This is a genomic window from Achromobacter sp. RTa, assembly GCF_000757485.1.
Classification (GTDB): Bacteria; Pseudomonadota; Gammaproteobacteria; order Burkholderiales; family Burkholderiaceae_B; genus Achromobacter.
Map to the genome: position 1 here is coordinate 156,152 of NZ_JPYO01000043.1, position 19,354 is coordinate 175,505.

General features: G+C 66.6%; 16 protein-coding genes. 7 read left to right on the forward strand and 9 right to left on the reverse strand.

The genetic code is table 11. The annotated features are described in order from the left end of the window. Positions 1-15 precede the first annotated feature (15 nt). From JL37_RS23710 to JL37_RS23745, 8 genes are read right to left on the reverse strand one after another with little or no spacing between them, the layout of a single operon-like run. Positions 16-918 carry a glycosyltransferase family 2 protein gene (locus JL37_RS23710; protein ID WP_043547402.1) on the reverse strand — a complete coding sequence of 301 codons (903 nt, stop codon included), beginning with the start codon at positions 916-918 and terminating at the stop codon, positions 16-18. 28 nt (positions 919-946) lie between these two features. Continuing rightward, positions 947-2,263: a lipopolysaccharide biosynthesis protein gene (locus tag JL37_RS23715; RefSeq protein ID WP_043547403.1), complete on the reverse strand. Its 1,317-nt coding sequence runs from the start codon at positions 2,261-2,263 to the stop codon at positions 947-949. A 24-nt stretch (positions 2,264-2,287) separates the two neighbouring features. Further along, positions 2,288-3,241, reverse strand: coding sequence for a GDP-L-fucose synthase (locus tag JL37_RS23720; RefSeq protein WP_043547404.1), 954 nt, complete (start codon positions 3,239-3,241; stop codon positions 2,288-2,290). A gap of 6 nt (positions 3,242-3,247) precedes the next feature. After that, a complete protein-coding gene (gene gmd / locus JL37_RS23725) occupies positions 3,248-4,357 on the reverse strand; it encodes a GDP-mannose 4,6-dehydratase (protein ID WP_043547405.1) in 1,110 nt (369 codons plus the stop codon). Between the two features lie 10 nt (positions 4,358-4,367). Further along, a complete protein-coding gene (locus JL37_RS23730) occupies positions 4,368-4,913 on the reverse strand; it encodes a VanZ family protein (protein WP_231570420.1) in 546 nt (181 codons plus the stop codon). A 34-nt stretch (positions 4,914-4,947) separates the two neighbouring features. Continuing rightward, positions 4,948-6,378, reverse strand: a complete 1,431-nt coding sequence (locus JL37_RS23735) for a mannose-1-phosphate guanylyltransferase/mannose-6-phosphate isomerase (protein WP_043547408.1) — start codon at positions 6,376-6,378, stop codon at positions 4,948-4,950. A 5-nt stretch (positions 6,379-6,383) separates the two neighbouring features. Beyond that, on the reverse strand, positions 6,384-6,896 hold the full coding sequence (locus tag JL37_RS23740; protein ID WP_369798626.1) for a GDP-mannose mannosyl hydrolase: 513 nt from the start codon (positions 6,894-6,896) through the stop codon (positions 6,384-6,386). Continuing rightward, positions 6,886-8,295 carry an undecaprenyl-phosphate glucose phosphotransferase gene (locus tag JL37_RS23745; protein ID WP_043547409.1) on the reverse strand — a complete coding sequence of 470 codons (1,410 nt, stop codon included), beginning with the start codon at positions 8,293-8,295 and terminating at the stop codon, positions 6,886-6,888. The genes JL37_RS23740 and JL37_RS23745 overlap by 11 nt, the downstream gene beginning before the upstream one ends. A gap of 249 nt (positions 8,296-8,544) precedes the next feature. Here JL37_RS23745 and JL37_RS23750 point away from each other — a divergent pair, with 249 nt between their 5' ends. From JL37_RS23750 to JL37_RS23780, 7 genes are all read left to right on the forward strand, one after another. Continuing rightward, on the forward strand, positions 8,545-9,681 hold the full coding sequence (locus JL37_RS23750) for a polysaccharide biosynthesis/export family protein (RefSeq protein ID WP_043547410.1): 1,137 nt from the start codon (positions 8,545-8,547) through the stop codon (positions 9,679-9,681). Between the two features lie 61 nt (positions 9,682-9,742). Further along, positions 9,743-12,004 (forward strand): GNVR domain-containing protein, encoded by a 2,262-nt coding sequence (locus JL37_RS23755; RefSeq protein WP_043547411.1) that lies wholly within the window; start codon positions 9,743-9,745, stop codon positions 12,002-12,004. 21 nt (positions 12,005-12,025) lie between these two features. Next, positions 12,026-13,429 carry a phosphomannomutase/phosphoglucomutase gene (locus JL37_RS23760; protein ID WP_043547412.1) on the forward strand — a complete coding sequence of 468 codons (1,404 nt, stop codon included), beginning with the start codon at positions 12,026-12,028 and terminating at the stop codon, positions 13,427-13,429. 13 nt (positions 13,430-13,442) lie between these two features. Continuing rightward, a complete protein-coding gene (gene pgi / locus JL37_RS23765; RefSeq protein WP_043547413.1) occupies positions 13,443-15,110 on the forward strand; it encodes a glucose-6-phosphate isomerase in 1,668 nt (555 codons plus the stop codon). Positions 15,111-15,121: 11 nt separating this feature from the next. Beyond that, the gene (gene galE, locus JL37_RS23770) at positions 15,122-16,171 is read left to right on the forward strand and encodes a UDP-glucose 4-epimerase GalE (protein WP_043547414.1); all 1,050 of its coding nucleotides are present in this window, start codon (positions 15,122-15,124) and stop codon (positions 16,169-16,171) included. A gap of 184 nt (positions 16,172-16,355) precedes the next feature. After that, positions 16,356-17,303, forward strand: a complete 948-nt coding sequence (gene epsC / locus JL37_RS23775) for a serine O-acetyltransferase EpsC (protein ID WP_043547415.1) — start codon at positions 16,356-16,358, stop codon at positions 17,301-17,303. A gap of 58 nt (positions 17,304-17,361) precedes the next feature. Then, positions 17,362-18,180, forward strand: a complete 819-nt coding sequence (locus JL37_RS23780; protein ID WP_043547416.1) for an NAD-dependent protein deacetylase — start codon at positions 17,362-17,364, stop codon at positions 18,178-18,180. Positions 18,181-18,341: 161 nt separating this feature from the next. On the opposite strand, the gene JL37_RS23785 is transcribed toward JL37_RS23780, so the two are convergent. Then, positions 18,342-19,196: an inositol monophosphatase family protein gene (locus JL37_RS23785; protein ID WP_043547417.1), complete on the reverse strand. Its 855-nt coding sequence runs from the start codon at positions 19,194-19,196 to the stop codon at positions 18,342-18,344. Between the last annotated feature and the right edge of the window lie 158 nt (positions 19,197-19,354).

The window sequence follows — 19,354 nt, forward strand, 5'->3', positions numbered from 1 at the left end:
CCTCGTGTGCGGGTCCTAGTGCGCAGCCCAGTCGTCGCGGCCGAATATCTTGGTGGTCAGCTTTTCGAACAGGTACGACAGGTCTCCCTGCCGCGCATGCGCAGCCACCTTGGACGCGCGGCAGGAAAGCTCGAACAGCCGTCCCAGGCCCGGCTCCGTGCGCCGGATGCGGGTGACGATCTGCTCGCGCTCTTCCAGCAGCACGTCCTGCATTAGCGCGGTCTTGGTTTCGTCATGGGCCGTGTAGACGCCCATGGCGTCCGGCACGATCAGGTTCTTGCCTTCGCGCAGCAGGCGGCTCCACAATTCCAGGTCCATGCAATAGCGCATGCTTTCCTGCAGCAGGCCGTACTTGCGCAGCAGGTCGCGGCGGAAGATCGCGGACTGGTTGGGAATCGATGCCTTGACGACCGTCAGCGTGCCCCGGTTGACCGGGGTGTAGTGGATCTTGCGGAAGATGCGGTTGTTCGCGTCCGCCACGAACAGGTTGCCGCTGACGATGGGCGCCCGGCCCTTGGAGGCGGCGGCGCCCAGTTTGCGCAGCGCGCCCGGGAAATAGAGATCGTCCGAGTTCTGCCAGCCCACGTAGTCGCCGGTGGCGCGTTCGAAGCCCTTGTTGATGGCGTGCGACTGGCCGCGGTCGGGCGTGCTTTCCCAGTACGACAGGTAGCGTTCGTACTTGCGGATGATGTCCACGCTGCCGTCGGTGGAGCCGCCATCGATGATGATGTACTCCAGCCGCGGATAGCCCTGGTTCAGCACGGACAGGATCGTGCGTTCCAGGAAGCGGGCCTGGTTGAACGAGGGGGTCACGATCGTTACCTTCGGCATCAGGCCGCCCGCGATCGGGGCAGGCGGACGAAGCTCGCGGACGAAGTCGATGAGCTGACGTGAATACTCGTTGTGACGCTTGCTCATGCAAGGCTCCTTTTAGTGTGGGCAGGCCCTAGCGGCTGGCCGCAGGCAAGGCGCCCGGGAAATCGGGGCGGGATTGACGGATGGCGAAGGCCACGCCGGCCAGCGTGATCGCCGCATAGGCCATGCGGCCCCAAGCCGCGGCGTGTTCGCCTGCGACGTGTACCAGCCCCGCCATGACGCACAGCATCGCCAATCCGCCCAAGCCGTTCAGGATGGCGACCGCGCGGGAATTTCCGAGTCCGAGCAGGGAGAAATGGGCCGCGGCATTCAGGGAGAGCAACCCCGACGCCACGATGAGCAATTGGAAGGTCCCGAGATGGTCCTGGGCCACGCTCGCGCTCAGCAGCACGTTCAGGAGCGGATGGCTGACCGCCAGCACGGCAAGGGTCGCGCCGGCCGACAGGGCCAGGTTCCACAGCATCATGCGCCGGATTTCGCGTTCGGCGGCTCCGGGGTAGGGAGGAGAGGCCGACAGGCGGCTGACGCGCGGCATGGCCTTCTGGAAAATGGCGACCGACGCGGTGTGGATGATCTGGCCGACCTGCACGCCCACCGTATATATCGCGAGCGCCGCCGGCCCCATCAGGCTGCCGACCAGCACGCGGTCCACCGAACCGAAGGCCAGGGCGCTCAGGCTATTCAGCCATGACCAGCGCGAGAACCGGAAGGCGTCCATCATGGCGCCGCGGTCGCGCACGGGACGCACGAGCAGGCGGCCGTAGCTGCGCGAGAACACAAGCATCTTCACGGAGCCGGCGAGCAGCAGCCCGAGCGCCTGGGCCAGGCCGGTCCAGGTGGGCGAGGCAGTGAGCCAGGCGGTGGCGCAGGCCAGCGCCATCGTGCCGCTGCGGCTGAATACTTCGCACAGCGCCGTGGCGCGGAAGTCCTCGCGCCCCTTCAGGCAGCCCGAGAAGAGCTGGTCATACTGCTGAGTCAGGTAGATGGCCAGGGCTGGCAGCGCCAGCATCGTCACCGCCACGCCGCCGAAGGTCGCGCCGGGCCATCCCAGGCCCACGGCGCCCCAGAGCATCAGGGCGGCCAGCGTCACCACGCCCAGCGCGCAACCGATGAGCGACATGCTCACGCCCGCCGCGCGGTAGGCGCCGCCGGGTTCGTGCAGGCGTTCGGACACCAGCTTGGTCGCGGTCACGGCCGCGCCAAGATTGGCGGCGTTGCCGAAGCCGGCCAGGGCGATGATCATGGAGTATTGGCCGAAGCCCACCGTTCCGAGCTGCCGGAACAGGATGGGCAATGCCACCAGCGCGGCGACGGGGCCGATGCCGTACTCCACCAGCCCCCAGAAGGAGGCGTTGCCGGCGATGTGTTTCCTGAGAAAACCAAGCATGGCTATAGCCTCTGAGCGTGGCCATCAGGCCACGGGCAGCGCCTGTTGGGTGCGCTCGCGCAGGAAATGCCCGTAGGCCAGCGTGATGCCGTGCGTCAGCGAAATTTCCGGCTTCCAGCCCAGTGCCTGGACCCGGCCCGAGTCCATCAGCTTGCGCGGCGTGCCGTCAGGCTTGCTGGTGTCGTAGACGATGTTGCCGGTGTAGCCGACGACGCGCGCGACCAGCTTGGCCAGCTCGGCGATCGAGATGTCCTGGCCGGCGCCGATGTTGTAGATCCCCTCCGCCTCGGGGTGTTCCATCAGCATGACGCAGGCCTGGGCCAGGTCGTCCACGTACAGGAACTCGCGCAGCGGCGCGCCCGTTCCCCAGATGGTCACGCTGTCCTGGCCCGATTCGCGTCCTTCATGGAACTTGCGGATGAGCGCTGGCAGCACGTGGCTGCTGTGCAGGTCGTAGTTGTCATGCGGGCCGTAGAGATTGGTCGGCATGGCGCAGATGAAGCGCGCGCCGTACTCGCGCTGGTACGCCTCGCAAAGCTTCAGGCCTGCGATCTTGGCGATGGCGTAGGGTTCGTTGGTGGATTCCAGCGGCCCCGTCAGCAGCGCATCTTCGCGGATGGGTTGGGGCGCCTCCCGCGGGTAGATGCATGACGAACCCAGGAACAGCAGCTTGCGCACCCCCGCCGCGTACGCGGCGCGGATGACGTTGCACTGGATCATGAGGTTCTTATAGAGGAACTCCACCGGATGCGTCTGGTTGGCGAGGATGCCGCCCACCTTGGCCGCCGCCAGGTACACCACGTCGACCGGCGTGGTCGAGAAGAAGCGGTGCACCTGGTTCTGGTTTTCCAGGTCCAGCTCCTCGCGGCTGCGGGTCACCACGTTGCCGTAGCCGCGGCGGTGCAGTTCGCGGGTGATCGCGGCGCCCACCATGCCGCGATGGCCGGCGACGAAGACGCGTTGCTCCAGGTTCGTCATGTCCGACTACTCCTTGTAGGCGTAGATTTCGTAGCCGTTCTGCTCGACCAGCGCATCGCGCCGCGCGTCCCGCAGATCGCTCTCGATCATTTCCTTGACCAGCTCAGCGAACGAGGTGCGCGGCGACCAGCCGAGCTTCTCGCGCGCCTTGGTCGGATCGCCCAGCAGGGTTTCCACTTCCGTGGGACGGAAGTAGCGCGGGTCGACGCGCACGATGACCTGGCCGGGCTTGACGTCGTGCACCGGCGAGAACAGCACGGTCGCCGTCTCGTCCAGGCCTTCTCCCTCCCAGGCCAGCAGGATGCCCAGTTCGCGCGCGGCGGTGTTGATGAACTCGCGCACGCTGTACTGCATGCCGGTCGCGATGACGTAGTCCTCCGGCGTGTCCTGCTGCAGCATCAGCCATTGCATTTCGACGTAGTCGCGGGCGTGGCCCCAGTCGCGCAACGCCGACAGATTGCCCAGGTACAGGCATTCCTGCAGCCCAAGCACGATGCGCGCCAGGCCGCGGGTGATCTTGCGGGTCACGAAGGTCTCGCCGCGCTTGGGCGATTCGTGGTTGAACAGGATGCCGTTGCAGGCATACATGCCATAGGCTTCGCGGTAGTTCACGCTGATCCAGTAGGCATACAGCTTTGCGGCCGCGTAGGGGCTGCGCGGGTAGAAGGGCGTGGTTTCCTTCTGCGGGATTTCCTGCACCAGGCCGTAGAGCTCGGAGGTGGAAGCCTGGTAGAAGCGGGCCTTGTTCTCCAGCTTCAGGATGCGGATGGCTTCCAGCAGGCGCAGGGTGCCCAGGCCGTCGGCGTTGGCCGTGTACTCGGGCTCCTCGAACGACACCCCGACGTGGCTCTGCGCGGCCAGGTTGTAGATCTCGTCCGGCTGTACCGACTGCACGATCCGGATCAGGCTGCAGGAGTCCGTCATGTCTCCGTGGTGCAGCACGAAATTGCGGGGCTGATCGTGGGGATCCTGGTACAGGTGGTCGATGCGGGCCGTGTTGAACAGCGAAGCGCGCCGCTTGATGCCGTGGACTTCATAGCCCTTGGCAAGCAGGAACTCCGCCAGGTAGGACCCGTCTTGGCCGGTTACGCCGGTAATCAGTGCCCGTTTTGGCATGGTTGTATCCTTAAGACTTAGTGACTGCACGAAAGGAGCCGAAGGCTGCGGTACCAATGTGCAATGAGATTACTGTTGCACCAGCCGCGGAGATATCGGCCAAAAGGTCTAAGAGTTCAGCCTGTCGATAGGGAAAAAGGGACTGGATTGATTCGTCCAGCGCGCCCAGCGCCGTGATGGCCAACAGGGACACCAGCACCGGGCGCCGGTTGACCGAGGCGTAGATGAGCCCGCTCAGGAAGGCGTAGGCGGCGAGGTGCAGGCGCTTGTCGCCGAAGGCGTCCGACATGTCCGCCGCCAGCCCCGGAAGGTTGCCCACCGTCACCAGCACAAGAAAGAACAGCCCCGCCACCGGCAGGCATAGCCGCGCCATTCCAGGACGCCAGAAAGGATCCTTGTCCACGTGGCGTGGGGGGCCGTTTTTGCCGCCGGGCCGCCCCAAGGCAAAAAGCGCCCCCTTGGGGGGCAGCAAGCGCGCGAAGCGTGCGCGGCGTGGGGGGCCGTTTTTGCCGCCGGGCCGCCCCAAGGCAAAAAGCACCCCCTTGGGGGGCAGCAAGCGCGCGAAGCGTGCGCGGCGTGGGGGCTCCTTCTCACACTCGTCCATACATGTCCTGGAATCGAACGATGTCGTCCTCGCCGAGATAGGCCCCAGATTGCACCTCGATGATCTCCAGCGGGATCTTCCCGGGGTTCTCCAGGCTGTGGATCTCGCCCAGCGGGATATAGGTCGACTGGTTCTCGGTCAGCAGGTACTGCTTGTCGCCGTTGTAGATGCGCGCCGTACCCGACACCACGATCCAGTGCTCCGCCCGGTGATGGTGCATCTGCGAGGACAGGCGCGCCCCGGGTTTGACCGTGATGCGCTTGACCTGGTAGCGGGGGCCCTGGCCGACGGAATCGTAGGATCCCCAAGGCCGCTGGACCTCGCGGTGGTGGTTGAGTTCGGAGCGGTGCTGCGTCTTGAAGATCTCGACCAGGCGCTTGACGTCCTGAGAGCGCGACTTGTGGGCCACCAGGACGGCGTCGGCCGTTTCGATCACGACGATGTCGTCCAGCCCCACCGAGGCGACCAGCCTGCTGGTCGAATGGATGAGGCAGTTGCGTGAATCCTCCACCATGACGTCGCCCGTGGTGGAGTTGCCCTCGACCGTCTTCTGGGCGATGCCCCAGACCGCGTCCCACGCGCCTACGTCGCTCCAGGAGGCCGCCAGCGGAATGACCACGGCGCTGTCGGTGCGCTCCATGATGGCGTAGTCCATCGAATCGCTGGGGCAGGCCTCGAAAGAGGGACCGTCCAGGTGGAAAAGCGCGTTCTCGCCGTGCCCGATGGCCACGGCCGCCTGCACCTGCTCCAGGATCCTGGGCGCCAGCCTGGCCATTTCCGACAGGAAGACCGAAGCCTGGAAGGCGAACATGCCGCTGTTCCAGTAGTAGCCGCCGTCCTCGATGAAGCGCTGGGCGACCTCCGGCGACGGCTTTTCGACGAAGCGGCGCACGCGGCGGGCGGGCTCCATGGCGCCGGGCTCGTCGGCCTGGATATAGCCATAGCCGCTGAGCGGGGCGGTCGGTGTGATGCCGAAGGTCACCAGCGCGCCCTGCAGCGCGGCCTGGTAGGCCTCGGCAAAGGCGGCGCGCAGCACCTCGCCGTCTTCCAGGACATGGTCCGAAGGCATGATGAGCATGACGGGATCCTCGCCGTCCCGCATGGCGCGCAGGGTGGCGGCGGCGATAGCCGGCGCCGTGTTGCGGGCGTACGGTTCGAGGATCACCTCCGCGTCCTTGATGCCCAGTTCCAGCGCCTGTTCCGCCGCGATGTAGCGGTGAGCATCGTTGCACACCAGCGTGGGCCTGGCTTCGGCGCCCGCGGACCCCAGGCGCAGCAGCGTGTTCTGCAGCAGGCTGCGGTCATCGGTCAAACGGATGAACTGCTTCGGCAGCAACTCCCGGGACAGCGGCCACAGGCGCGAGCCGGAGCCGCCGCAAAGGATGACAGCCCGGTACGGGGGAGGGGGATTGGTCATGGCGCTCACTCCTTGAAGTAGGCCTGGGTGTACGGATGCACGCCGGGGTCGGCGGCGATCGCCTCCGCGGGCTGCCAGCGGTAGCTGCGGTGCTGGGCCTGGGGCAGGCTGGATAGGTCCAACGAAACTTCCGCCTCATAGGCGAGGACGACGTAATGGGTGGAGCGTCCCGCCTCACCCGCGAAATTGGTGCCATAGAAGTGCTCGTACACGCCCCGAGGCGTCCAGGCCTGTTCCGGGACGGGCAGGCCGAGCTCGTCGCGCGCGATGCGGCGCAGCGCGTCGCGCAGCGTTTCGTTCTTGCGGATGCGCCCGCCCGGCACGAACCAGGCTCCCTGGGCGGGAGGATTGGTGCGCAGCCCGGTCAGATAGCGGCCGGAGGCGTCGCGCAGCAACAGGTCGATGGACACAAGGGGGAGCATTTCCACCGCCCGCCGGAAATCGGGGCCGGCCAGCATGCCGTTGCTGCGCGCGGCCGCCTCGCGGCGCTCGGGCCATCCCAACGGTTCAGTAGACATTGCGGCCCGTCCATCCGGATATCGCCGTCCGGGCGATGATCAGCAGGTCCATCCGGAACGTCCAGTTCTGGATGTAGTAGATGTCGTGCTCGACGCGGTCGCTCATCTTGCGCAGCGTGTCCGTCTGCCCGCGCAGTCCATTGACCTGGGCCCAGCCGGTGATGCCCGGCTTGACGCGGTGGCGCATCATGTAGCGCTGCACCAGGTCCTTGTACAGCTCGTTGTGTTCGAGCGCGTGCGGCCTGGGGCCCACCACGGACATGTCTCCCATCAGCACATTGAGGAACTGGGGCAGCTCGTCCAGGCTGGTGCGGCGCAGGAAGCCGCCGATGCGGGTGACGCGGGCATCGTTGCGGGTGGCTTGCGTCACAACCCCTTGCTCCTGGTGCACGGTCATGGTGCGGAATTTGTAGACATGGAACACCTTGCCGTCCACGCCCAGCCGTGGCTGGGTGAAGAAGACGGGGCCGCGCGAGGTGGCTTTCACCAGCAGGGCCACGGTCAGCATCACGGGAGACAGGCCGATCAGCGCGCAGAAGGCGAAGCTGCGGTCGAAGACTTCCTTGGCCAGGCCGCGCACGCCGGCGGCCGGCAGGCTGTTCAACTGGATCGCGGGCAGGCCCAGGAATTCCCCGATCTGGTGCCCCAGCAGCTGGATGGACATCACGTCCGGTATCCAGCGGATGTCCACCAGGTCATTGCGCAGGTGATGGAGGACCTCGCGCAGTTCCTGGCCCGCCTCCATCGGAAGCACGATCCAGATTTCGCGGACGTTGTTCTCGTTCACGAAGGCATGCAGGCCGTCCAGGTCGTGTAGCCGGCGCACCTGCGGAGGCAGGTTCTCGTGGGGTTCCGCATAGATGCCCGCCACTTCGTAGCCCGTGCCGCGATAGCGTTCGACCCGGCGCCACAGGTCGTGCCCCAGCGCGCCGAAACCCACCAGCAGCACGCGCTTGCGGTCCAGGCCGCGGTCGCGCGCGGCGCCCAGGGCCGCGTAGACCGCTATGCGTACGCCGGCCAGCGTCAGCGCCGCCATGACGAACCAGGTTGCCGCCCATATGCGGGATATCGCGGCGGTCTGGTGCATGAGAAAACTGATGCAGATGCCCAGCGCGAAAACCAGGGCCCATGCCGCCAGGCTGCGTCCCACGAGATCGGCCAGCCGCCGCCCGCGCCACGACACGTACAGCCGGAAGGCGGGGAAGATGGCGATCACCCCCAGGCCGCACAGATAAACGAGGAACAGATGGATTTGCGGAGGGTCCGCCAGAGCATCGTCCGAGAATTTCAAGCCGGTGGCAGTCAGGCCGCAGGTTATGACGATCGCGGCGTCGAGCAAGCGATAGAGATAGCTTGCCCCGCTGAATCTTGCCGACGTGTCCGTTTGGGACGGTTCCATCGCGCACTCCTGTTCGTGGGGAGTCACCTCGCGGCGCGCGGGAACAAAAGCCGTGCGCTGCCGCAACGAGTGTGGCTACCGACAAAATCTTATTGAGTGCCAAGCTCACCCGAAACCTCCAAACGATGTAGGAGAAGGCTTAGGGCATCCGTCGAATGTGCGGGGCCTGGAAAAGGGAGTGGAATGTCGCAACCCGTTACGCATCGGGCTCCTTTCCAAGCAACGAAGTCATTCACAAGTGGATTTGCCATGACTACTTTTTTCGGAACGTTGAGCCGAGCCATAGCCGCTATCGCGCTCGTGTCCTCGCTGGGCGCTTGCGCCTTGTCCCCCGGTATGACCTTTGACGCCAATCAGCTCGCAGACCCGCTGGATCCCAATTCGAAGGCAGTGATCAAGGAAATCACGCCCAGTCTCGTTCTCGACGATCAACGCGCCCGCGAGGCGCTGCTCGACAACGAAGGCGTCGATCGCCTCTACGGCAAATCGGGGCCATACCTTATCGGTCCGGGAGACATCCTGTCGGTCGTGGTGTGGGACCACCCCGAGCTCGTCCTTCCGACGCAAACCTACGCCATTGGTTCTGGGGTAACCGAACTAGCCATTGGGGATACCGCATCGGGCATTCCGGGCTATACGGTCTCATCCACTGGATATATCCAATTTCCCTATGCCGGACTGCTGAAAGTGGCGGGGTTGACGGAACTCCAGGCGCGCAATCTCATAGTGAGCAGGTCCAGCAAATACATCCAGGATCCGCAGATCACGGTACGCGTTCTGGGGTATCGCAGCAAGCGTGTTTACGTCGATGGCGAAGTGACCACGCCGGGCACGGTTGCGATCAACGACATCCCGATGACGCTGCTGGAAGCGATCAACAGGGCAGGCGGAATCCTGCCGACCGGCGACCGCAGCGCAGTGTACGTGATCCGGGACGGGCGACGTACTCGCGTGAACTTGCCGGCGTTGATCGAGCGTGGGCAGGACCTGAACCAAGTGCTGCTGCGGTCGGGCGACATCGTGAGAGTGACGCCGCGCGACGACAGCAAGGTATTCGTGATGGGCGAGGTCACCTTGCCCACCGCGGCAGTGATGCGTGACGGGCGCATGTCGTTGACGGAGGCGCTGGGCTTGGCTGGGGGACCGAACCAGCTCACCTCCAACCCGTCGCAGATCTTTGTCGTTCGCAGCACGGAGCAGGCGACGCCGCTGGTGTTCCACCTGAACGCCGGCTCGCCGCAGGCCCTCGCGGTGGCGGAGAAGTTTGAGTTGCAACCCAAAGACGTTGTGTTCGTGGATTCGGCCGGCCTGGTGCGGTGGAACCGCTTCATCAGCAACCTGTTCCCGAGCGCGCAGACGGTACAGACCGTGAAAGCCATTGACTAGTTTCTAACCCACGCCTTTGGGGACGCCGCGACCGCAGCGGCGTCTTCTCTTGGAGAGCTGCATGTCGTTGCCTATCGAATCCTTCGAGCCGTCCGTGCCGGCTCGCCAGCAGGAAACCCCACTGACGTCGCACGTGGACGCCATCTTCTCCAACCGGTGGATGATCATCGCGATCACGCTGCTTGCCTTCGTGGGAGCGCTCGCCTACGTAATGGTCACCCCCAAGGTGTTTTCAGCCGACATCATCGTTCAGGTGGAAGAGGAAATGCCGCAGGGCCAGAGCCGCAGCCTGTTGGGCGACGTCTCGACCATGTTCGACACCAAGGCCGAGACATCGGGCGAAATGGAGGTGCTGCGTTCGCGCATGGTCGTGGGCCCGGCCGTCGACAAGTTCCTCCTGTACATCCATGCCAAGCCGCGCTACTTCCCGGTGGTGGGCGAGTGGCTCGCGCAACGGTACGAAAGCCTGCCGTATCCCTCGAGCCTGCCGCGCGGCGGCTATGCGTGGGGCGGCGAAGCCATCGCGATCTCGCAGCTGGACGTGCCCAACGAATGGCTGGGCAAACCCTTCCGCGTGACGACGCTGGGCGAGGGGCGCTATACGCTCAGCGACAAACTCACCGGCGCGACCTTCAACGGCACCGTCGGCAAGCCGGAGCACTTCCTGCTGCCGGGCGGCGGCGCCATGGACGTGCACATCGATGCGCTGACGGGGCGTCCGGGCACGGAATTCACCGTGTCGCGCAGTTCGCGCCTGGCCGCCATCGAGGACGTGCAGTCGCGCCTGGGCATCTTTGAGCGCGGCCGCACGTCGGGCGTGATCGGCGTGACGCTGGAAGGCAACGATCCCGCGCTGACCACCGCGGTGCTGAACCAGATCGGCCAGGAGTACGTGCAGCAGAACGTCAACCGCAAGTCGGCCCAGGCGGAGAAGTCGCTGGTCTTCCTCGAACAGCAGCTGCCCATCCTCAAGGGCGAGCTGGACGCGGCCGAGACCAAGTACAACTCGCTGCGCAACAAGCGCGGCACCATCGACCTGAGCGAAGAGGCCAAACTGATCCTCGCGCAGTCGGTGGACGCGCAGACCAAGGTAATGGAGTTGCGCTCCAAGCGGCAGGAAATGATCACGCGCTTCGCGCCGACCCACCCGAGCATCGTGGCCATCGACAGGCAGATCTCGGCCTTGACCGGCGACGTGAACCGCATCGGCAATAACATCCGCCAACTGCCCGATCTGGAGCAGGACGTCGTGCGCCTGGTGCGCGACGTGCGCGTCAACACCGAGCTCTATACGGCGCTGCTCAACAACGCCCAGCAGTTGCGGCTGATCCGCGCCGGCAAAGTGGGCAACGTGCGCATCCTGGACGCCGCGGTGCAGCCCGACAAGCCCGTGCGCCCCAAGGCCGCCATCATCATCGGCGTGGCGACCGCTTTCGGCCTGATCTTCGGCATGCTGTGCGCCTTCGTGCGCAACGCCCTGTTCGGCGGCTTGTCCGAGCCGGACGACGTCGAGCGCCATACCGGGCTGCCCGTGCTCGCCGCGATTCCCTACAGCGACATGCAGGACAAGCTGTGGCGCAGGAGCCGCCGCAAGAACGCCACCGTGCCCGCGCTGCTGGCGCAAAGCCAGAGCAATGCGCCGCCCATTGAAAGCCTGCGTTCCTTCCGCAACGTGCTGCAGGCGTCGCTGCGCCAGTCGGCCAACAACATGGTCATGTTCACGGGGCCTGTGGCGGGGGTGGGCAAGTCCTTCCTGTCGGCCAACTTCGCCTTCATCCAGGGCGGCGTGGGCAAGCGCGTGCTGCTGATCGACGCGGACTTCCGCAAGGGGCAGCTGAACCGGTATTTCGGCGTGCCGAAGGAAGACGGCCTGTTCGAGGTGCTGTCGGGCACGATTCCGCTCAGCCGGGTAAGAAAGCACAGCGTTTCCGAGGGCGTGGATTTCATCGCCACCGGCGCGGTCACCTTCGATCCTTCCGAGTTGCTCGCCTCGCCCGTGTTCGGCGAGACCCTGCGCGAGTTGGCCTCCCAGTACGACATGGTGATCCTGGACACGGCGCCCGTGCTGTCGTCTCCGGATGCGGCCGTGGTCGGCACGCATGCCGCGGCCGTCATGGTGGTGGTGCGATCCGGGATGAACACGGTGGGCGAGATCCGGGAAACGGCCAAGCGCCTGATCCAGGCGGGCGCGCCGGTGGACGGCGTGCTTTTCAACGGACTCAAGCTTCTTCCGGAACGCTTCGGCTTCCGGTCCAAGTACGGCAGTTACCGCTACTCCCGCGCGGCGTACTACGGCGATTTCAAACAGAACGGCCCTAAGTGAACGCCACCCGGAGAAAATGGCATGCACGGAACATTTGGGTGGGACACCCCGCAAATTCTGGATGCGGTTTTCAAGGCTTATGACATACGCGGCACGGTGCCGGACGAGATCGACGCGCGTTTCGCGCACAGCCTGGGCATGGCGGCGGGGACCCGGGCGCGCGAACTCGGAGCGCGGTCGATGGTGGTGGGGCGCGACGGCCGCCTGAGCAGCGTGGAGCTGGCGGCCGCGCTGCAGGCGGGCCTGCGCTCGGCGGGCATGCACGTCATCGATATCGGCATGGCGACCACGCCCATGGTGTATTTCGCGACCCGCCTGATGGACACGGGCTCGGGGATAGCGGTGACGGGCAGCCATAACCCGCCCACGCACAACGGCTTCAAAATCGTGCTGGACGGCGCCTCGCTGTACGGCGACGGCATCACCGCGCTGCGCGATGCGATGCGCCAGCCGATCGAATCGGCCAGCGTGGCGGGCGGCCGCACGCAGATGCAGATCCAGCCGTGCTACGCGGCGCGCCTGATGGGCGACATCCGCATGGCGCGGCCGATGAAGATCGCCATCGATTGCGGCAATGGCGTGGCGGGCGCGGTGGCGCCTGCTCTGTTCCGCGCCCTGGGCTGCGAAGTGACCGAACTGTTCTGCGAGGTCGACGGCACGTTTCCCAGCCATCATCCCGACCCCGCCGATCCGCAGAACCTGCAGGACCTGATCTATTGCCTGCGCTATTCCGACTGCGAGGTCGGCCTGGCGTTCGACGGCGACGGCGACCGGCTCGGAGTGGTGACCAAGTCGGGCCAGATCATCTGGCCCGACCGCCAGCTGATCCTCTTCGCGCGCGATGTGCTGTCGCGCAATCCGGGCGGCGAAATCCTCTACGACGTCAAGTGCAGCCGCCACGTGGCGCGCGCGGTCACCGAGGCTGGCGGCAAGCCCACGATGTGCAGGACAGGTCACTCTCTGATCAAGGCAAGGATGCGCGAGACCGGCGCATTGCTGGCCGGCGAGATGAGCGGACATATTTTCTTCAAAGAGCGCTGGTACGGCTTCGACGACGGCATCTATGCCGCCGCGCGGCTGTTGGAGATCCTGTCGGCGGCGCCGGACCCGTCCGCGCTGCTGGAGAACCTTCCGCAATCCTGCGCCACGCCCGAAATCAAGCTGGGAACCGCCGAAGGCGAGCAGTTCGACCTGGTGGAGGCTTTGCGCGCGCAGGGGGAATTCCCCGGCGCGGTCTCGATCAGCAACCTGGACGGCGTCCGCGTGGACTATGCCGACGGCTTCGGCCTGGCGCGTCCGTCCAACACCACGCCGACGGTGGTATTGCGTTTCGAAGGGGACACCGTGGCCGCACTGGCCCGTATCGAGGAGGACTTCCGCAACGCGTTCCGACGCATTGCCCCTCATGTTCGTTTACCGTTTTAAGGAGCATCACGCGATGGGAAATGCCAAACATGCGATTGAGGCATTGAGGGCGAATTCCGGACTGGCGGACAGCCCGGAGTGGCTGGCGTTCGCGCAGGCCGCGCAATCCGCCGGACTGGAGGCCGGCGCGCTGAAGGTCATCGAGGCGGCGGGCTTGTGCGTGGACCTGACCATGCAGCGGCAATCGCCGGCGCTGGATGCCGCGGCGCTGTCGCTGCTGCAGGCGCGGGGCCTGGCGGAGGCGCGCCGCGCGCTGTTCGCGGGCGAGCCGGTCAACTGGACCGAAGGCAAGCCGGCCTGGCACACGGCGCTGCGCGCGGGGCGCACGCGCGAGCAGCCGGACGGCCAGGACGCGGATTCCGTGTGCGAGTATTCGCGCATGACGGACTTCGTCCGCAAGCTGGACCAGACCGCGGATTTCGCGACGGTGCTGCATATCGGCATCGGCGGCAGCGATTGGGGGCCGCGCCTGGCGGTCCAGGCGTTCGGCGGTCCGTCGCAGCGCCGCCAGATCCGCTTCGTCTCCAACATAGACGGGCACGCGTTCCACGACGCCGTGGCCGGGCTGGATCCGCGGCGTTGCCTGGTGGTTGTGTCTTCCAAATCCTTCACGACGGCTGAGACGCTGCACAACGCCCGCGCCGCCATCGCCTGGCTCAAGCAGGGCGGGGTGGCCGACGTGTCGGAACACCTGGCCGCGGTCACCGCCAATGTATCGGCCGCTCGCGCCCTGGGCGTGCCGTCCAGCCAGATCTTCAAGATGTGCGATTGGGTGGGCGGGCGCTATTCCGTCTGGTCGGTGGCCGGTCTGTCCATCGCGCTGACGGTGGGCGCGGACGTGCTGATCGGCATGCGCGCGGGCGCCGAGGCCATGGACCAGCATTTCCAGCAGGCGCCGTTCGCCTCGAACGCGCCGGTGCAGCTGGCGCTGTCGGGACTGGTCAATTGCAGTGTGCTGGGACACAACTCGCTGAACATCGCCGCGTACAGCGCGCGCCTGCTGCACCTCGTCACCTACCTGCAGCAGCTGGAGATGGAGTCGCTGGGCAAGCGGGTCGCGGGCGACGGCGCGGCGGTCGGCGTGCCGACCGCGCCCATCATCTGGGGCATGCCGGGCACCGACGGCCAGCACACGTTCTTTCAGTGGCTGCACCAGAGCGAGGACGGCGCGCCGGTGGACTTCATCGCCAGCCTGCAAGGCCATGCGGACAGTCCCGACGCGCACCGCATGCTGCTGGCCAATTGCCTGGCGCAGCGCCAGGCCCTGCTTCGCGGAAAATGCCTGGAGCAGGCGCTGCTGGACGTGGCGCACATCGACGACCAGGAGCGCGCCCTGAGCCTGGCGCAGCACATGGTGCATCCGGGCGGGCGGCCGTCCACCCTGATCGTGCTGCGCCAGCTGGATCCGCGCGGGCTGGGCGCGCTGCTTGCGCTGTACGAGCACAAAGTGTTCGTGCAGAGCGTGGTGTGGGGCATCAATCCCTTCGACCAGTGGGGCGTGGAACTGGGCAAGCGCCTGGCCACCGGCATCGAGCGCGAGCTCGCGGTGCCGGTATCGGCGGGCCTGGTGGACTGGGGGCATGACGCATCCACTTCATACTGGATCGACCGCTATCGCAGCCACGCGCAGGCGCCGCGCCCGCGCCACGCCTGGGTGCCCGGCGTGGCGGCGCACCTGTGAAGGGGCGGCCCATGCAGGAATTGCATGTGCTGGTGACGGGGGGCGCCGGCTACATCGGCACGCACACGCTGGTGGCGATGCTGGCCGCCGGCCAGCGGCCGCTGGTGCTGGATGATTTCAGCAACGGCAGCCGCGAGGCCGTGCGGCGGGTGGAGCGGCTGTGCGGCGTGGAGATTCCGCTGATCGAAGGGGATATCCGCAGTCCTGGCATGGTCGAGTCGGCGCTGGCGGCCTCGGCCGCCCGGGGAGCGCCGGTGCAGGCCGTCCTGCATCTGGCGGGCAGCAAGGCCGTGGGGGAGTCGGTCGCGGACCCGCTCAAGTACTACGACAACAACGTCGGGGGCTCGATGGCCTTGCTGCGCGCGATGCGCGAGGCGGGCGTGGCGCGGCTGGTGTTCAGTTCCTCCGCCACCGTCTATGGGGAACCGCGCTACCTGCCTTTCACCGAGGCGCATCCGCTGGCGCCGACCAATCCCTACGGCCGCAGCAAGCTCATGATCGAGGAGATGCTGCGCGATCTTTGCGCCGCCGACCCCGCCTTCAGTGCGGTCACGCTGCGCTATTTCAATCCCATCGGGGCGCACCAGAGCGGACGGATCGGCGAAAGCCCGCGCGATATCCCGAACAACCTGTTCCCTTACATCACACAGGTGGCGGTGGGCCGCCAGCCGTTCCTGCGAGTCTTTGGCGACGACTACGACACGGCCGACGGCACCGGCGTGCGCGACTATCTGCACGTCATGGACCTGGCGCAGGGCCATGTGCAGGCGCTGGCGTATTCGGAGGGGCACCCCGGTTTCGTGGCGGTCAACCTGGGGACCGGGCAGGGCACCAGCGTGCTGGAACTGGTGCGCGCCTTCGAACGAGTCAATGGCTGCCGGATTCCGCTGCAGGCGCAGCCCCGGCGTCCGGGCGACATCGAACGGATGTGGGCGGACCCGGCGTTGGCCGCTTCCCTGCTGGGGTGGCGCAGCACGCACGACGTGGACGCGATGTGCGCGGACGGCTGGCGCTGGCAGCAGGGGAACCCGCTGGGCTACGGGCCGGACGCCGGGAAATAAACCCCTACGCCATGTCGGATGGGCTCGGCGAAATGGGTGCGAGCGGTTACAGTTGACGGGAATATTGCGAAGCAGCATTGTCCGGCGGCACGTCCGCCGGACGCTATACCGTCAGCGAGGCACCTCCCATGTTCAACTTCAATCCGCATGCCGGCGCGGCCGGCTCCCGCCCGGAGACCCGGCGATGAGCGGGCCCACCCACATTCCGCCGGCCCACTGGAACCTGGATAGCATCGTGTCCGGCCTGCACGCGGCGCGCGTCGCCTGGCGCGGCCCGCGCGGCCGCCTGCGCGAAGATGCGGGCCTGCGCGAGTTTCCCTCCCAGGAAAGCCTGCGGCAGATCATCAAGGACCTCTGTGGCGCCTTGTTCCCGATGCGCCTGGGCCCGATCGACCTGCGCGAGGAGGTCGAGGATTTCTACGTCGGCCACACCATCGGCGCGGCGCTCGATGCGCTGCTGCACCAGGTCTGTCTGGAACTCCAGTACGTCGGCCGGCCCGAGCAGGCCGCAACCCCCGGCACGCGTGAGCGCGCGATCGAGATCGTGCGCCAGTTCGGCGCCGAACTGCCGCGCGTGCGCGCCGCGCTGGATCTGGACGTGACCGCCGCCTATCAGGGCGATCCGGCCGCGCACAGCGTCGATGAAGTCCTGCTGTGCTATCCGGGCGTCTCGGCGATGATCCACCACCGCCTGGCCAACGTCCTGTATCGCCTGGGCGTGCCGATGCTGGCGCGCATGGTGGCGGAGATCGCCCACGCCGACACGGGCATCGACATCCATCCCGGCGCCACCATCGGCAGCAGTTTCTTCATCGACCACGGCACGGGCGTGGTGATTGGCGAAACCGCCATCATCGGCGACCGCGTGCGCCTCTACCAGATGGTGACCCTGGGTGCCAAGCGCTTCCCGCCGGGCGAGAACGGCGAACTGAAGAAAGGCCTGGCGCGCCACCCCTTGATCGAAGACGATGTGGTGATCTACGCTGGCGCCACGATTCTCGGCCGCGTAACGATCGGCAAGGGTTCGACCATCGGCGGCAATGTCTGGCTCACGCGCAGCGTGCCGCCTGGCAGCAACGTCACCCAGGCCAGCCTGGTCAGCGATATGCCCGACTGCGGCCTGGGCGGCTGAGGGCCGTTTCCGCCGGCGCGGCCCCGCCGTACCGGGGCCGCGGCATATTGGAGTCAGGATGGATACACGAGTCTCGGATCTGGCCGCGCTGCGCGGCTTCGTCGACCGCCACCCGCGGCTGTTCGTGCTGACGGGAGCAGGCGTCAGCACCGATTCCGGCATTCCCGACTACCGCGATACCGAAGGCGAATGGAAGCGCTCGCCGCCCATGACGCTGCAGACCTTCATGGGCGGCGAACCGGCCCGCGCGCGTTACTGGGCGCGCAGCATGGTGGGCTGGCGGCGCTTCGGCCAGGTGCAGCCCAACGCCTCGCACCGCGCGCTGGCCCGGCTCGAATCCCGCGGCCACGTGTCGCTCCTGGTGACTCAGAACGTCGACGGCCTGCACGAGGCCGCCGGCAGCCGCGAGGTCGTCGATCTGCATGGCAGGCTGGACCAGGTGCGCTGCATGGCCTGCGATTGGCGCGGCGGCCGCCACGCCTGGCAAGAGGCCCTGCAATCCGGCAATCCCGGCTGGGCTCTGCTGGACGCCACCGATGCGCCGGACGGCGATGCCGACCTGGACGGCGAGGATTTCACGCAGTTCCGCGTGCCGCCCTGTCCGCGCTGCGGCGGCATCGTGAAGCCGGACGTGGTCTTCTTCGGCGAAACGGTTCCGCGCGAGCGCGTGGACCGCGCCAATGCCGGCCTCATGGGCGCCGACGCGGTGCTGGTGGTGGGTTCGTCCTTGATGGTGTATTCCGGCTACCGTTTCGTTACCGCAGCCTCGCGCAACGGCATGCCCATCGCGGCGATCAACCTGGGCCGGACCCGCGCCGACAACATCCTGACCCTGAAAGTAGAGCTTCCGTCCGCGCTGGCGCTGGATGCTCTGTAACCGGGTTCCCGGACGGCCGGTTTTTGACCGGTTTAACCAAGTACTTGCCCCGCAAGGTTTTTTTTACGCGGTTACAGACCTTTCCAAAGGGTTGTCCACAGGAACTGGGGATAACTCCTAGGGATAACCCCGATTTTTCGACCCCGAGCGGGGCCCGTCTGTCAAGTCTCGGCGGCTTCTGCCGCGTCCCCCATTAGCGCTTTGCGCGCCGCGTGCCAGCTGCCGGCGTCCGGCGCATACAGCAGCCCGCCCGTGCGGTGGGTGGGTTTGTAGGGCGATCCGTCGAAATGCGCCGAGTAGCCGCCGGCTTCCCGGTGCAGCAGCCAGCCCGCCGCATGGTCCCAGGCGGTCAACTGGTTGTAGAACGCGATATGGCAGTGGCCCGCGGCCAGGGTGCGGTATTCGTGCGCGGCGCAGCGCAGGGAGGCCGTGCCGGCCAGGCGCGCGAGATTGCCGTTGACGGTCGTGCGCAGCGGTTCGGGCAGGGCGCCCGTGGCGATGAAACCGTCCATGCCCTCGGGCGGGGCGGGGCTGGCGACCGCAAGCGGAACCTGGCGGCCGTTTTCGTATTCCATCCAGGCGCCTTCGCCGCGCACGGCCAGCGCGCTGTCGCGGTTGAGCGGATCGTAGATCACGCCGGCGATCACGTCGCCGCGATGGCAGGCGGCGATCATCATGCCGAAGAGCGGCAGGCCGGCCACATAGTTGCGGGTGCCGTCGATGGGATCGATCAGGAAGGCCAGGTCGGCGTCGACCAGCATGTTCAGCAACGCGGGGTTGCGGGCCGAGGCTTCTTCGCCGATCAGCACGGCTCCCGGGTGCAGCTTGGACAGGCGCGCCGAGATGAGCCGCTCGGCGGCTTCGTCGGCGTCGGTCACCAGGTCGCGGGGAGACGTCTTGCCGCGCACCGCGCCTTCCGGCAGGTTGCGAAAGCGCGGCATGACTTCCGCTTGGGCGGTTTCGGCCAGAATGGCCGCAAGCCGGCGGGTGTCCTCTCGGGTAAAGGTTCTGCTCATACGGGCTGGGGCCTGTTCATCCAGGGGAACGCGCAAATCTACCATGCCTGGGTTGAATTGCCGGTGTCAGACACCCGAACCCAAGCAGTGTCAGACACCCGAACCCAAGCAGTGTCTGACACCCATACGAAACGCTCGTGCAGGCTGTCGCTGTCCTG

Coding starts and splice junctions, on each gene's coding strand:
- JL37_RS23710 (WP_043547402.1), bottom strand. CDS start 918: ATGAGCAAGCGTCACAACGAGTATTCACGTCAGCTCATCGACTTCGTC.
- JL37_RS23715 (WP_043547403.1), bottom strand. CDS start 2,263: ATGCTTGGTTTTCTCAGGAAACACATCGCCGGCAACGCCTCCTTCTGG.
- JL37_RS23720 (WP_043547404.1), bottom strand. CDS start 3,241: ATGACGAACCTGGAGCAACGCGTCTTCGTCGCCGGCCATCGCGGCATG.
- gmd (WP_043547405.1), bottom strand. CDS start 4,357: ATGCCAAAACGGGCACTGATTACCGGCGTAACCGGCCAAGACGGGTCC.
- JL37_RS23735 (WP_043547408.1), bottom strand. CDS start 6,378: ATGACCAATCCCCCTCCCCCGTACCGGGCTGTCATCCTTTGCGGCGGC.
- JL37_RS23740 (WP_369798626.1), bottom strand. CDS start 6,896: ATGTCTACTGAACCGTTGGGATGGCCCGAGCGCCGCGAGGCGGCCGCG.
- JL37_RS23745 (WP_043547409.1), bottom strand. CDS start 8,295: ATGGAACCGTCCCAAACGGACACGTCGGCAAGATTCAGCGGGGCAAGC.
- JL37_RS23750 (WP_043547410.1), top strand. CDS start 8,545: ATGACTACTTTTTTCGGAACGTTGAGCCGAGCCATAGCCGCTATCGCG.
- JL37_RS23755 (WP_043547411.1), top strand. CDS start 9,743: ATGTCGTTGCCTATCGAATCCTTCGAGCCGTCCGTGCCGGCTCGCCAG.
- JL37_RS23760 (WP_043547412.1), top strand. CDS start 12,026: ATGCACGGAACATTTGGGTGGGACACCCCGCAAATTCTGGATGCGGTT.
- pgi (WP_043547413.1), top strand. CDS start 13,443: ATGGGAAATGCCAAACATGCGATTGAGGCATTGAGGGCGAATTCCGGA.
- galE (WP_043547414.1), top strand. CDS start 15,122: ATGCAGGAATTGCATGTGCTGGTGACGGGGGGCGCCGGCTACATCGGC.
- epsC (WP_043547415.1), top strand. CDS start 16,356: ATGAGCGGGCCCACCCACATTCCGCCGGCCCACTGGAACCTGGATAGC.
- JL37_RS23780 (WP_043547416.1), top strand. CDS start 17,362: ATGGATACACGAGTCTCGGATCTGGCCGCGCTGCGCGGCTTCGTCGAC.
- JL37_RS23785 (WP_043547417.1), bottom strand. CDS start 19,196: ATGAGCAGAACCTTTACCCGAGAGGACACCCGCCGGCTTGCGGCCATT.